This window comes from Desulfocurvus thunnarius, from assembly GCF_055390965.1.
Map to the genome: position 1 here is coordinate 3,152,020 of NZ_AP042411.1, position 13,726 is coordinate 3,165,745.

The 13,726-nt window shown below is 70.9% G+C and carries 8 protein-coding genes; 4 read left to right on the forward strand and 4 right to left on the reverse strand.

Annotated elements, in window-relative coordinates:
• Positions 1–253 precede the first annotated feature (253 nt).
• The 3 genes from ACZ5KV_RS13855 to ACZ5KV_RS13865 all read right to left on the reverse strand — a co-directional run bounded on the left by ACZ5KV_RS13855 (position 254) and on the right by ACZ5KV_RS13865 (position 4,810).
• On the reverse strand, positions 254–2,428 hold the full coding sequence (locus tag ACZ5KV_RS13855; RefSeq protein WP_464239879.1) for an AsmA family protein: 2,175 nt from the start codon (positions 2,426–2,428) through the stop codon (positions 254–256).
• Positions 2,429–2,530: 102 nt separating this feature from the next.
• Positions 2,531–3,010: a chemotaxis protein CheX gene (locus ACZ5KV_RS13860; protein ID WP_464239880.1), complete on the reverse strand. Its 480-nt coding sequence runs from the start codon at positions 3,008–3,010 to the stop codon at positions 2,531–2,533.
• A gap of 93 nt (positions 3,011–3,103) precedes the next feature.
• Positions 3,104–4,810: a glycoside hydrolase family 3 protein gene (locus ACZ5KV_RS13865; protein WP_464239881.1), complete on the reverse strand. Its 1,707-nt coding sequence runs from the start codon at positions 4,808–4,810 to the stop codon at positions 3,104–3,106.
• 471 nt (positions 4,811–5,281) lie between these two features.
• Here ACZ5KV_RS13865 and ACZ5KV_RS13870 point away from each other — a divergent pair, with 471 nt between their 5' ends.
• On the forward strand, positions 5,282–7,777 hold the full coding sequence (locus ACZ5KV_RS13870; RefSeq protein WP_464239882.1) for a sensor domain-containing protein: 2,496 nt from the start codon (positions 5,282–5,284) through the stop codon (positions 7,775–7,777).
• A gap of 108 nt (positions 7,778–7,885) precedes the next feature.
• Here the strand turns inward: ACZ5KV_RS13870 and ACZ5KV_RS13875 are convergent, their stop codons facing one another.
• Positions 7,886–10,069 carry a glutamine synthetase III family protein gene (locus ACZ5KV_RS13875; RefSeq protein ID WP_464239883.1) on the reverse strand — a complete coding sequence of 728 codons (2,184 nt, stop codon included), beginning with the start codon at positions 10,067–10,069 and terminating at the stop codon, positions 7,886–7,888.
• Between the two features lie 462 nt (positions 10,070–10,531).
• Between ACZ5KV_RS13875 and ACZ5KV_RS13880 the strand changes: the two genes are divergently transcribed.
• The 3 genes from ACZ5KV_RS13880 to ACZ5KV_RS13890 all read left to right on the forward strand — a co-directional run bounded on the left by ACZ5KV_RS13880 (position 10,532) and on the right by ACZ5KV_RS13890 (position 13,714).
• A complete protein-coding gene (locus tag ACZ5KV_RS13880) occupies positions 10,532–11,374 on the forward strand; it encodes a sulfide/dihydroorotate dehydrogenase-like FAD/NAD-binding protein (protein ID WP_464239884.1) in 843 nt (280 codons plus the stop codon).
• Complete coding sequence (gltA, locus tag ACZ5KV_RS13885) at positions 11,367–12,794, forward strand: NADPH-dependent glutamate synthase (protein ID WP_464239885.1); 1,428 nt, start codon at positions 11,367–11,369, stop codon at positions 12,792–12,794. Before ACZ5KV_RS13880 ends, gltA begins: the two co-directional genes overlap by 8 nt.
• 116 nt (positions 12,795–12,910) lie before the next feature.
• Positions 12,911–13,714, forward strand: coding sequence for a substrate-binding domain-containing protein (locus tag ACZ5KV_RS13890; protein WP_464239886.1), 804 nt, complete (start codon positions 12,911–12,913; stop codon positions 13,712–13,714).
• Positions 13,715–13,726 lie beyond the last annotated feature (12 nt).

Here is a 13,726-nt window from a genome sequence, read left to right on the forward strand (position 1 = left end):
CCGCGCGGCCCGGCCCGGGCCGTGTGGAGCCCCCGGCATGGAGGCTCCCGTCCGCCCGGCAGGGTGTCAGAGCCGCAGGGGAAAAGCAACGCCTGCGGGCCGCCTCAAGACGGCGATCGGTTGTGTCAGCGGAAAAGCCCAGGCCGCTTGTGTGCGCAATAGGCCGTACAATCTGGATTTTTACCCCTCTCTGCGCCGCGTGGTTTTGGGCGGCCTGCGGGTTTTGATTTTTGCAACAGGCAGCGGAGCGCGCCTATTGCTGTCCCTCCTTGGAATTGCGCCCGCCGCCGAGCAGGTTGCGCAGCCCGGAGCCCAGGCCCTCCAGGGCGCCCTTGCCCGTGTCCAGCACGCCCTGGCCCGCCTTGCCCGGCAGGCCGAGCACGCCCTCGGCCAGGCCTCTGACGAATTCGGCGGTGTCCAGGGACACGGTCGGGTCCGTCAGCGCCCCGCGCACGGTGAAGGGGATGCGCGGCACGGCGGTCACGTCCACCACGGCCCTGTAGTCGATGGTCCCGGCCGCGAGGTCCACGGCGCCCTTGCCCCGGCCCTTCAGGTTGTCGGCGCTCAGGGTGGTGTCGCCCGTGGTCAGCACGCCCTTGGCGATGGCGAAGGTTGCGCTGATGTCCTTGAAGCGCTGCTGGCGCGCGGCCTTTTCCACGCGGCGCTGCGGGTCGCTGGCGGCGGCCTGGGCGCGCACGGCCTCGGGGATGATCTGGACGCCCTTGAAGGCGCCGTCGGTGAGCGCGAAGGAGCCCTTGCCCGCCAGGGAGCGCAGCATGGGTTTCCACTGGCTGCCCGTGGCGGCCAGGGTCAGGTCCAGCGCCGTGGTGCCGGTCACCTTGTCCTGGCCTGCAAGGTCGGCCAGCAGGCCGCCCAGGGCCATGCCCGCGAGGCCGAGGTCCAGGCTGGTCTTCGGTTCCTGCCCGCGCACGTCGGCGGTGAGCCCGGCCTTGAGCAGCCCGCCGTACAACCCGGCGGACAGCGGCGAGATGCGCAGCACGCCGTCCTTGGCCGTGACGGTCACGTGCACGTCGCTCAGGCGGACGTTGGAGACGGTCAGGGCGGTCACGTCCAGGGTGCCGTCCACGTCCAGGGCGCGCAGTTGCTCCGTGGGCAGGCCGGAGCCTCCGTCGCCGGCCGGGGCCGGGGGCGCCGGGGCCTTGGCTCCGCCCGCTCCCCCCTGGCCCGCGCCCGCGGGCGCCTTGGCCGTGGCGGACGCGGCGGGCATGTAGCGGTCGGCGTCCAGGGCCGTGGCCGCCAGGGCGAAGCGCAGGATCGGGCGCTGGAAGTTCCGCACCGAGGCCTGGCCCGTGAGGTCGGTGTCGTCCACGGTCAGACGCAGGTCGGCCAGGGCCAGGGCGTCGGCGGCGGCCTGGACGCGGGTGGCCAGGGCCGCGCGGGTCAGGGCCTTGGGGTCGGCGGTGGCCGGGGCGTCCAGGCCCAGGGCCGCCAGCAGGGCCCTGGGGTCGAAGGCGTCCAGGGTCAGGGCGGCGTCCAGGGCCGGGGCCGTGCGCAGCCGGGTCACGCGGCCTTCGACCCTGGCCGTGAGGTCGGCGGCGGTGAGGGTCAGGGGGTGCAGGTCCAGGGTGTCCGCGTTCAGGTCGGCCAGCAGGTCGCCCGCCAGGGTCGCCCGGGCCGCGCCGCCGGGCAGGGTTTCGCCGCGGGCCTCCAGGGCCAGCTTCAGGCCCTGGACGGCCAGGGTCGTGAAGTCCGGCCCGGGGGCCAGCCGCGCTCCGAGGTCCAGCGTGGCGTCCAGGGGCGTCGCGTCCGGGCCGGGAACGGCGGCCAGGGCCGCGCGCAGGGTCAGGTCCACGGGTTGGCCCGAGGCCAGGGAGCCGGTGCTCAGGTCCAGCCCGTTGACCGCGTAGCGCGCGCCCGACTGGCGGTCGTCCCAGGTCAGGGTCGCGCCGGATACGCGCAGGCTGCCGATGACCAGAGCGTCCAGCGCATCGGCCGGGCTCGCGGCCTCCGGGGCTTCGGCGGCCTGCCCGCCGCCCCGGGCCGCGCCCTTGCCCGGGGCGGAGCGCGCGAGGATGTCGTCCAGGTTGCCGCGGCCCGAGGCGTCGCGGCCCAGGCGCACGGCCAGCCCGTCGAGCACCACGTCGCCCACCTGCACCCGCCCGGAAAGCAGCGGCAGCAGCTTGACCTTCACGGCGATTTCGCGGGCCTCGATCATGGGTTCGTCGCCGAAGCCCGGGGCGTTGGACAGGGCCACGCCGCCCATGTCCACCCCCAGCCAGGGGAAGAAGGACAGGCGCACGTCGCCCGCGAAGGTCAGTTCGCGGCCGGTGCGTTCGCGCACGGCCTTGGCGGCCTCGGCCTTGATGAACTCCGTGTCCACCACGGCGACGAGAACGACGGCGGCCACGGCCGCGACGGCCAGGGCCAGGGCCGCCGCCAGGGCGGAATATTTGGCGATGGGTTTCATGGTCCCTCCGGGGCTGGGGTTCGCGCGGGCGCGAAAAGGCCCGTCCTTCCCGCCAGGATACCCGGGAAGGACGGGCCTTTCAACCAAAGGGACGGCGATGGGCTACTTCGGCGTTTCCAGCGAGACTTCCAGGGTGAAGTCGCCGTGGGTCGTGCTGAAGGGCACGGCCAGGATGGGTTCGCGCGAGATGTGCGCGATGGAGTGGTTTTCGCCGGTGACCACCGTGGGGATGCCCGCTTCCAGGCGCACGCCGAGCATCTGGAGCCCGCGCCGGGCCTGGCCGGAAATCATGTTGGTCAGCTCGCCCACGGCGTCGCGCACGTCCTGGTTCAACTCGTCGACGGGCTCGCCGAGCATGTTGCCCACCACGGCCTGGATGCAGGGCCGGGTGAAGGTCACGGACATGGTGCCGTTGCGGTCGCCGGTGATGCCTATGACGCCGGTCACGTCGCCGCTGGCCACGGTGTCGCGCTTCATGAAGGGCTTGCCGGGCACGACCTCGATCATGGCCATGGTGCCGATGACGTTTTTGACCGCTTCGAGGAACGGGCGGACGATTTTGGCGTCTTCCTTGACGTTCATGGACGGATATCCTTTGCGTCGTGCGGTTGGAGCATCTTTTTCCATAGCAGTGCCACGCGGGGGAGGCAACAGCGCGGGGCCACAATTCGTCGTTTACGGCCCGTCCAGCCCGGGGACGGTCACGGGCGGGCGCCCGGTGGGCCGGGCCAGCCCGAAGAGCACCCGGGCCAGGGCGCGCAACTGCTCCGGCGCGCCGGACCACGCCGCCAGCAGGCACGGCGCTTCGGGCGTCAGGGTCGCGTCGTAGGGCACGTCCAGGGAAACCACGGCCATCCGGGTGCCCAGGCCCGCCGCCAGCAATTCGTCGACCAGGGCGGCCTGCCCGGGGCTTTTGTCCGCCCGGCGGGTGAAGACCACCAGCCGCCGGGCCTCGCCCGCGGCGGCCACCAGGGCGGCGCGTTCCTCGGCCGACGGGTCCTCGGCCGGGCAGCGCACCTCGAAGCGGGTGCCCAGTTCGGTGAAGGGCGCGGCGGCCTCGGGGCTGCCGCCGGGCCAGACGAGCAGTCCGGCCGTGCGCGGGGCCATGGGGATCACGCCGCCCCGGTCGCGCAACAGGGTGATGGAGGCATCGGCCAGACGGCGCACGGCCTCGCGGTCCTCGGGGGTGTCGACCCGGGCGGGGTCGGGCGCGGGCAGGGCTTCGGGTCCGGCAAGGCCGTATTCCAGCTTGGCGGCCACGATGCGCTCCACGGCGGCGTCCAGGCGGGCCATGGGAATCTCGCCGCTTTCCACGGCCTGGATCATGCGCCGCAGGGCGTCGAGCTGCTCTTCGGGGCGGTGGCCCCGGTCGGCGCCGAAGCAGAGCACGTCGGCCCCGGCCAGGAAGGCGCGTACGGCGGCCTCTCCGGCGTCGTAGCGCCCGGCCACCGCGCCCATGGTCAGCGAGTCGCTGATGATGAGCCCGCGAAAGCCCAGCTCGCCGCGCAGCAGGCCCTCCAGCACCCGGGGGGACATGGTGGCGGGCAGGCCCGGTTCGGGCTCCAGGGCGGGCACCTCCACGTGGGCCGTCATCACCGCCGGAACCCCGGCGGCGATGGCCGCCGCGAAGGGCGGCAGTTCCACGGCGCGCAGCCGGGCCATGGCGTGGGGCACCGTGGGCAGGCGCACGTGGGAGTCGAAGCCCGTGTCGCCGTGGCCGGGAAAATGCTTGGCGCAGGCCATGACGCCCTGGGCGCGGTAGGCGCGCACGGCGGCGGCGCCGAAGCGGGCCACGGTCTGCGGGTTCTCGCCGTAGGAGCGCACGCCGATGATCGGGTTGGCCGGGTTGGAGTTCACGTCCACCACCGGAGCCAGGTTCATGGTAATGCCCAGGGCCTTGAGCTGGCGGGCGGTGACCGTGGCGGCCAGGGCGGCGGATTCGGCCCGGCCCGTGGCGCCCAGGGCCATGTTGGGCGGCGTGGCGGCGAAGCCCCGGCGCAGCCGGGCCACGGGGCCGCCCTCCTGGTCCACGGCGATGAACAGCCCCAGGCCGTGGGGCCCGGCCTGGGCCAGGGCCTGGGCGGCGGCGGTCAGCCCGGCGACCTGGGCCATGTCGCGTACGTTGCCCGCGCTGTCGTAGAGCAGCAGCCCGCCCACGTGGTGCGTGGCGATCATGGCCTTCAATTCGGGTGAAAGCTCCGGGCCCTCGAAGAAGACCAGCATGGTCTGGCCGACTTTTTCGGGCACGCTCATGGCCTCCGTCAGGGCGCGGGCGCGGGCGCGGGCGTCCTGGGCCGGGGCGGTCGGGGCCGACGTGAGCAGCGCGGCCAGGGCCAGCAGTGCGGCGGCCAGGAAACGACGCGGACGGGGGGGGATGTGCATTGCGGCAGGGTACGCACTGGGGCCGGGCTGTCAACCGCCGCGAAGACGCCCGGGGCGCAAGGGTTTTCGGGCGTCGGCCCCGGGGCGCGCCCGGAGGCGGCTTGGGTTGCGCCCGCGCTGGGGGCGCCGGTCCGAGGGATGCTGATGCGCGGCGTCGGATTTTTTGTTGCGCCCGCGCTGGGGGCGCCCGGCAGCATGTTGGTTTCATAGCGAAGCCATGTGAAATCGGGAACGGGAAAACCATGGCTCTTGCGAAACAGGCTATGGATGGCTACCCTGCGGCAACGGGAAAAACCGGCGCCTTTCAGCGCCGGGAGCGATGGCCCCTGCGGAGGGGGCGCATGGCGGTTTCGACAATTCTGTTTCCCCTGTTTTTCGTTTTTGTCAAACGCGCCGCCGCGCGAGCTGCGGTGTGGAAGGAATGGGCCGGAACTGATGCAATCCGAAGCGCCCCGCGAGGGGCAAAGCTGCATGCTTGATCTGGAAAGCCTGTTCCAGATCGTGGACCACGCGGGTATCGGCCTGTTCACCCTCGACGCCCGGGGCCGGATCACCTCGGGCAGCGCGGCCTTGCCGGGAATGCTCGGCTGCGCCGGAGCGGACCGGCTGCTGGGGCGGCCCCTGGCCGCATTCCTGGCCGACGCGGATTTGGTTCCCTCCTGGCTCGGGCTGCACGAATCGGCGGATTGCGCCCTGGCGCGCACGGGCGAGGCCGGGCTGCGCCGGGCCGACGGCAGCGCGGGCCGGGTTCTGTACACCGTGTGCCGCAAGCCCGCGGGGCATCTGGAAGGACTGCTGGTGGACGTGAGCGCCCGGGCCCTGGCCGAGGAGCGCCTGCGCGCCGAGGTCGCCCGCCGCGAAGGCGAGCTGGAGACCGCCGCCCGCGATCTCCTGCGCTACAAGGGCAGCCTGCGCACCCTTTTGGAAAACACCCGCGAGGCGGTTTTCGTGCACGACCGGGACGGGCGCATCGTCGAGGTCAACGACGAAATGCTGCGCATGTACGGCGCGACCGCGGAGCAGGCCCGGGGCGCCGACGTGACCGCGTTCATGAGCCCGGCCAACCCCATGGAGGACCTGCCCGGCTTCTGGGCCCGCGCCCTGCGCGGCGAGGTGGTGACCTTCCCCTGGGTCGGGCGGCGCCTGGACGACGGGCGCGAGTTCCCGGTGGAGGTGGTCATGCGCGCCATCGTCCTGAAGGACGAGGCCTTCGTGCTCGCCAACGCGCGCGACGTGACCGAGGCGGCCCGGGCCCGCGAGCAGCTCGAACTGTTCGGCAAGGTCTTCGAGAACGCCCTGGAGGGCATCACCATCACCGACGCCGGGGGAACCATCCTTTCGGTGAACCCCGCCTTCACGGCGATCACCGGCTACAGCGCCGAGGAGGCCCTGGGCCGGAACCCGCGCATCCTGCGCTCGGACCGCCACGACCGCGATTTCTACCGCGCCATGTGGCAGTCCCTGGTCCGCCGGGGGCGCTGGGAGGGCGAGATCTGGAACCGCCGCAAGAGCGGCGAGGTCTACCCCGAATGGCTGTCCATCAGCAGCATCCCCGGCAGGGGGCAGGCGCGCTACATCGCCGTGTTCCACGACATCACGGAGATGAAGAACAAGGAAAGCCAGATTCTCTATCAGGCCAACCACGACCCGCTTACGGGTCTGCCCAACCGTCTGGCCGTGCGCGAGCGGCTGGACCTGGCCGCCGCCCGGGCCGCCCGGAGCGGGCAGCGGGTGGCCGTGCTCTTCGTGGACCTGGACGACTTCCGTAACGTCAACGACGCCCTGGGCCACGCCGTGGGCGACGAAATCCTGGTCGAGATGGCCCGGCGCCTGGGCCGTCTGGTCGCCGCCGGGGACACGCTGGCCCGCCTGGGCAGCGACGAGTTCGTCATCCTGCTCGGTGCCGTGCGCGACGAAAGCGAGGCCGCGCAACTGGCCGAGCGCGTGGCCAAACGCATGCACCGGCCGTTCCGCGTGCGCGGGCACGAGGTCTTTCTCTCGGCCAGCATCGGCATCGCCTACTACCCCGACGACGGCGCCGACGCGGGCGAGGTGCTCAAGAGCGCGGACCTGGCCATGTCGCGGGCCAAGGAGCTGGGCAAGAACACCTACTCCCTGTACACCCCGCAGATGAACGAGCGCGTCACCCGCCGCATCCGCCTGGAGGGCGACATGCGCCGGGGCATGATGCGCCACGAGTTCGAGCCGTTCTATCAGCCCAAGATCGACGTGCGCACCGGGCGGGTCACGGGCATGGAGGCGCTGATCCGCTGGCGGCGCGAGGACGGGACCCTGGTTTCCCCCGGGGAGTTCATTCCCCTGGCCGAGGAGACCGGCATCATCGTGCCCCTGGGCGAGCAGTTCAACTTCTCCGTGGCCGCGCAGATGCGCGAGATGCAGAGCCTGGGCCTGACGGCCTCCGGCCTTGTGGTGTCCATCAACGTTTCGCCGCGCCAGTTCCAGCAGCACAATTTCGTGCCCCTGCTGCGGGCGACCCTGGACGCCTCGGGCCTTTCGCCCGCGCTGTTCGAGGTCGAAATCACCGAGACGGCCATCATGACCGACGTGACGCGCACGGCCGCGACCCTGGACGAACTGCGGGCCATGGGTCTGGCGGTGTCCGTGGACGACTTCGGCACGGGCTATTCGTCCCTGGCCTATCTCAAGCGCTTTCCCATCGACACGCTGAAGATCGACCAGTCCTTCGTGCGCGACGTGACGCGCAACGAGGCCGACGCGAGCATCGTGGCCACGGTCATCGCCATGGCCCGGACCATGGGCATGCGCACCGTGGCCGAGGGCGTGGAAACCGAGGAACAGGCCCGGCTGCTGGCCGACCTGGGCTGCGACACGCTGCAAGGCTACCTGTTCAGCCGCCCGCTGCCCTACGCCGGATTCCAGGACTGGCTGCGCGCCTGGCAGGCCAGCGAGCCCCGGCCCCTGGCCGGGGCGGACCCGGCGCCGTAGCCCGGCCCGGCCGCTGCGAGGCCGCCCCGGTGCGCGGCCATGCGCAGACAAAAAAGGCGGCCCGTCTTGCGACGGGCCGCCTTGCTTTGCGTCATTGCGCCGGGGCGGCTACTTGATGAACAGCATTTCCTGGTAGCTCGGCAGGGCCCAGAGGTCGTCGGCGACCACGCCTTCCAGGGCGTCGGCGTAGGAGCGGACTTCCAGCATGGCGGGCAGAACCTTCTCGCAGCGGTGCTTGCACTCGTCCAGCAGGGACTTGAAGTCGTGCTTGGCGATGAGCTTTTCCAGCGCGGCCACGGAGGTTTGCAGGCCGCGCAGCTTGGCGGTCACGTCCTCCAGGGCGTTGGTCACCGGCTCGATGCCCGCGATCTTCATGTTCGCGCAGGTCTTGGCCAGCTCCATCTGGTAGCGCACGCCCGCCGGGAAGATCTGGGTCTTGGCCATCTTGGCGCACAGGGTGGCCTCGGTCATCACGGTCTTGGCGTACTGCTCGAGGTAGATCTCCTGGCGGCTGTGCAGCTCGCGCTCGGAGAGCACGCCGTAGGAGGTGAACAGCGTGACGACCTCGGGCGTGGTCAGGACGGGCAGGGCCTCGACGGAGGTCTTGAAGTTCGGCAGGCCGCGCTTCTTGGCTTCCTTCTGCCAGGCGTCGGCGTAGCCGTCGCCGTTGAAGATCACGGCGCCGTGCTCGTTGATGATCTCCTTGAGCAGCTTCTGGACGGCGGCGTTGAGCTTGGAGGGGTCGCCCTTGGTGGCCTTCTCCAGCTTGGTGGCGATGAAGTCCAGGGACTCGGCGAGCATGGTGTTCAGGGCGACCTGCGGCCCGGCGATGGACATGTTGGAGCCCACGGCGCGGAACTCGAAGCGGTTGCCGGTGAAGGCGAAGGGGCTGGTGCGGTTGCGGTCGCCGGCGTCCATGGGCAGCGGGGGCAGGGAGTCGACGCCCACTTCGAGCAGGCCCTTGGTCTTGCAGGACTTGCAGGTGCCGGTCTTGATCTGCTCGAAGATGTCGGCCAACTGCTCGCCCAGGTAGATGGACATGATGGCCGGCGGGGCTTCGTTGGCGCCCAGGCGGTGGTCGTTGCCCGCCGTGGCGACCACGGAGCGCAGCAGCGCGCCGTACTTGTGCACGGAGCGGATGACCGCGGCGCAGAAGACCAGGAACTGGGCGTTTTCGTGCGGGGTGTCGCCGGGGTCGAACAGGCTGCCCAGGGAGGCGTTGCCGATGGAGTAGTTCAGGTGCTTGCCCGAGCCGTTGATGCCCGCGAAGGGCTTCTCGTGCAGCAGGCAGGCCATGCCGTAGCGCTTGGCCACGCTCTTCAGGGTGGTCATGACCAACTGGTTGTGGTCGGTGGCCAGGTTGGAGCTTTCGTAGATGGGCGCGATTTCGAACTGGCCGGGGGCGACCTCGTTGTGGCGGGTCTTGACCGGCACGCCGAGTTTGTACAGCTCGTGCTCGACCTCGAGCATGAAGGCCAGCACGCGGCGCGGAATGGCGCCGAAGTAGTGGTCCTCGAACTCCTGGCCCTTGGCGGACTTGGCGCCGAACAGGGTCCGGCCGCACAGCAGCAGGTCGGGGCGGGCGAAGTAGAAGTTGCGGTCCACCAGGAAGTATTCCTGCTCGGGCCCGGCGTAGGAGTTGACGCGCTCGCCGTTGTCCTTGCCGAACAGGGCCAGCACGCGGCGGGCCTGCTTGTTGATGACCTGGGAGGACCGCAGCAGCGGGGTCTTCTTGTCCAGGGCCTCACCGGTCCAGGAGACGAAGGCGGTGGGGATGCACAGGAAGGTGCCGTTGGGGTTTTCCAGGATGTAGGCGGGGCTGGTCACGTCCCAGGCGGTGTAGCCGCGGGCCTCGAAGGTGGCGCGCAGGCCGCCGGAGGGGAAGCTGGAGGCGTCGGGCTCGCCCTGCACCAAGAGCTTGCCCTCGAACTCGGCGATGGCGCCGCCCTTGCCGTCGGGCGTCAGGAAGCTGTCGTGCTTCTCGGCGGTCAGGCCCGTCAGGGGGAAGAAGACGTGGCAGTAGTGGGTCGCGCCCTTGGAAACGGCCCATTCCTTCATTGCCGCGGCCACGGGCCCGGCGATGGAGGGGTCGAGCTTCTCGCCCTTCTCGATGGTCTTTTGCAGGGACTTGTAGATCTCCTTGGGCAGCATCGCGCGCATGACCTTGTCGGAGAAGACGTTGGAGCCGAAAAGGTCGGTGGGGTTGATCTCGGCGAAGCTCAGGGGCTCGGCCAGGGGCTTGTAGTTGTTGATGGCGGCGATGGCGTTCAGGCGGGCCTGGTATCCACTCATGTTTGCATCTCCTTGGGTGCGGTATGGGACATTACCTGGAGCGACCGGGTCCGCCCGGCCGGGGCCAGCAAAATATCGGTGCCCGGTGTATTATCAAATACAGGGCCAAGTTGCCGTTCGCGTGTTATTTCAAAGTGCTGCCGCTTCGAGGAAGGCTGCGCATGTCTCTCGATTGCCAAATTTGTTATAAAATTTGCGTGTTCTCGGGTGAGTGAGTTACAGAAATGTCATCCTTGTCCTTTTGGGCCGCGCCGGGGCAGGCTGCGGTGCGGGAAAATCCTTGACCGTGATAGATTGTTCTGAAAAGAACCCTGCTTGGCGCTTGAGCCCGGACCCTGGGCGGCGCGCGGGCCGTGGGGCCTGCGGCGCGTGCGCCCGTGGCGGCCCGCCCCGCCCGGCCCCGCGCCGGGGCCGGAGCGGCCAGGACCTCGCCCGCGCCCTCCGCGCACAGGACGGCTTTCCATGGCCCACCGCATCCTGCACAAGGAACAGCTCATCCCCGGGCAGACCAGCAAGCTCGTGGTCGACGCGCCGCACGTCGCGGCCAAGGCCCGGCCCGGCAATTTCGTCATCCTGCGCGTGTGCGAAACCGGCGAGCGCATTCCCCTGACCATCGCCGACACCGACCCCGAGGCCGGAACCATTACCATGGTCTACCTGGTGCTCGGCAAGTCCACAGCCATGCTGGAGGCCCTGAACGAGGGCGACAGCATTCTCGACCTGTGCGGGCCCCTGGGGCGGCCCACGCGCATCGAGCCTTGCGGCACGGTCATCTGCGTGGGCGGCGGCACCGGGGTGGCCGCCATGCACCACATCGCCAAGGGCCACCGGCACGCGGGCAACCGCGTGGTGGCCGTCATCGGCGCCCGCTCGGCGGACCTTCTGCTTTTCGAGAAAGAACTTTCGGCCTTCTGCGACGAGGTGCTCGTGTCCACCAACGACGGCAGCCGCGGCCACCGGGGGCTGGTCACCGAGGTGCTGCGCGAGCACCTTGAACAGGGCCGCGAGGTCGGCGAGATCGTGGCCGTGGGCCCGGTGCCGATGATGGCCGCCGTGGCCGAGACCACGCGGCCCTTCGGCGTGCGCACCACCGTCAGCCTGAACTCCATCATGCTCGACGGCATCGGCATGTGCGGGGCCTGCCGGGTGACCGTGGCGGGCGGCACGCGCTTCGCCTGCGTGGACGGCCCGGAGTTCGACGGCCACGAGGTCGATTTCAAGGAGCTGGCCCAGCGCTTGGCGGCCTTCAAGGAAATGGAGCGCGCCGCCCACGACCACTATTGCAGGTGCCGGGCCGATGCCTAGGGCCGCGGCGCCCGCCGCCCCCCGCGTGGCCATGCCCTTGCAGCCCGCCGCCGAGCGGGTCCGCAATTTCGAGGAGGTGGCCCTGGGCTACACCTTCGACATGGCCGTGGCCGAGGCCCGGCGCTGCCTGCAATGCAAGCGCCCGCTGTGCGTCAAGGGCTGCCCGGTGGAGGTGCCCATCCCGACCTTCATCGCCCACCTGGCCGCGGGCGACGTGGGCGCGGCCTACCGGGCCATCAAGACGGCCAACAGCCTGCCCGCCATCTGCGGGCGCGTCTGCCCGCAGGAGACGCAGTGCGAGGGCGCCTGCGTGCTGGGCCGCAAGGCCGAGCCCGTGGCCATCGGCCGCCTGGAGCGCTTCGCGGCGGACCAGTACGTGCACATGGACGCCTGCGACCTGCTCACCGGCGCGCGCGACTGCACGCCCGTGGACCCCGCCCGCCGCGTGGCCTGCATCGGCTCGGGCCCCTCGTCGCTGACCGTGGCGGGCTACCTGTCCTCGCGGGGGGTCAAGGTCACGGTGTTCGAGGCGCTGCACGAGGTCGGCGGGGTGCTGGTCTACGGCATCCCCGAGTTCCGCCTGCCCAAGGACCGTATCGTGGCCAAGGAGGTCCGCGCCCTGGGCACGCAGCAGGTCGAGTTCGTCACCAACCGCGTGGGCGGCAAGACCTTCAGCATCCGCGACCTGTTCGATCAGGGCTTCTCGGCGGTGTTCATCGGCGTCGGCGCCGGGCTGCCCCGCTTCCTGGACATTCCCGGCGAGAACCTGAACGGCGTGTTCACGGCCAACGAGTACCTGACGCGCGTGAACCTCGGCCGGGCCTACGATTTTCCCAACCACGACACCCCGGTCATCCTGGGCCGCAACGTCACGGTCTACGGCGCGGGCAACGTGGCCATGGACGCCGCGCGCACTGCCCTGCGCCTGGGCGCGGCCAGCGTGCGCGTGGTCTACCGGCGCACCGTGGCCGACATGCCCGCCCGCCGCGAGGAGATCGAGCACGCCGAGGAGGAGGGCGTCGTCATGCAGACCCTGGCGGCGCCGCTGTCCTTTTCGGGCGACGAGCGCTTCGCCCTGCGTTCGGTGACCTTGCAGCGGATGGAGCTGGGCGAGCCCGACGCCTCGGGGCGCCGCCGCCCGGTGCCCATTCCCGGCCGGACCATGGAGCTGGAAACCGACCTGGCCATCATCGCCGTGGGCACCCGGGCCAACCCGCTGCTGCTGGCCAGCGAGCCGGGTGTCGCCGTGGACCGGCGCGGCTACATCGTCGTGGACGAAGCCACGGGCGAAACGAGCGTGCCGAACGTTTTCGCGGGCGGGGACATCGTGACCGGCGCCGCCACGGTGATCCAGGCCATGGGCGCGGGGCGCCGCGCGGCGCGGGTCATCGCCGGGCGCCTGGGCTGCCCCGAGGGCTAGCCCGGCGGGAGGCGCATCTCCGCAAAGCACACTGTTTTGCGGGCGCGTTGACTTCCCCGGCTTTTTGCGGCTAGGCTTTGCCCGCTTCGTTTGTTCCAGCAATTCCGGGGGTCATCGTGCAGCGTCCGTTTGTCCTGCTCGCCGCCTTGTTCCTGGTCCTGTGGGCCCAGGCGGCCGCCTGTCAGGAACGCGTGGTCCTGGCCGGAACAGGCGACGGCCAGGAGGTTTTCGAACACCTGGCCCGGGCCTACATGCGCGCCTACCCCGACCGCGCCGTGGACGTGCCGCCCACCGTGGGCTCCAGCGGCGGGGTGCGCTGCGCCGCCGCCGGCACCTGCGACATCGCCCGCCTGGCCCGCCCCCTGCGGGACAAGGAATTGCGCTTCCAGCTCGAATACCGGCCCCTGGGCCGGGTGCCCGTGGTGTTCGCCTCCCACCCGGGGGTCAAGGTCGCGCGGCTGACCCGCGCCCAGGCCGTGGGCGTGCTCTCCGGAGGCATCACCAACTGGAAGGCCCTGGGCGGGCCGGATCACAGGATATGCGTGGTCCAGCGCGAGGCCAGCGAGGCGCCCCAGGGGGCCCTGTCGGCCTACCTGACCGAGCTCGCGGACCACGTTCCCGTGGGCAAGGTGGCCTACGAGGCGGGCGAGGCCCTGGCCGACATCGCGGACAACGAATTTTCCTTCGGCATCGTCAGCCTGCCCGCCGCCCGCGCCCGGGGTCTGAACATCCTGTGGATCGAGGGCCTGGAGCCGGATGCGTCCGGAGCCGTGCGCCCGGATTATCCGCTGCTCATGACCCACGGCCTGGCCTGGCTGCCCGAGCCCTCGCCCGCCGCCCGCCGGTTCCTCGATTTCGCCCTCGGCCCCGAGGGCCGTGCCGCGCTGGCGGAGCTGGACATCCTGCCTGTGGCGCCCTAGGGCGCCGGTCGC

What these genes read in the sequence shown, in the direction of transcription:
- ACZ5KV_RS13860 (WP_464239880.1), bottom strand. Translation starts at nt 3,010, where the DNA reads ATGAACGTCAAGGAAGACGCCAAAATCGTCCGCCCGTTCCTCGAAGCG.
- ACZ5KV_RS13865 (WP_464239881.1), bottom strand. Translation starts at nt 4,810, where the DNA reads ATGCACATCCCCCCCCGTCCGCGTCGTTTCCTGGCCGCCGCACTGCTG.
- ACZ5KV_RS13875 (WP_464239883.1), bottom strand. Translation starts at nt 10,069, where the DNA reads ATGAGTGGATACCAGGCCCGCCTGAACGCCATCGCCGCCATCAACAAC.
- gltA (WP_464239885.1), top strand. Translation starts at nt 11,367, where the DNA reads ATGCCTAGGGCCGCGGCGCCCGCCGCCCCCCGCGTGGCCATGCCCTTG.
- ACZ5KV_RS13855 (WP_464239879.1), bottom strand. Translation starts at nt 2,428, where the DNA reads ATGAAACCCATCGCCAAATATTCCGCCCTGGCGGCGGCCCTGGCCCTG.
- ACZ5KV_RS13870 (WP_464239882.1), top strand. Translation starts at nt 5,282, where the DNA reads ATGCTTGATCTGGAAAGCCTGTTCCAGATCGTGGACCACGCGGGTATC.
- ACZ5KV_RS13880 (WP_464239884.1), top strand. Translation starts at nt 10,532, where the DNA reads ATGGCCCACCGCATCCTGCACAAGGAACAGCTCATCCCCGGGCAGACC.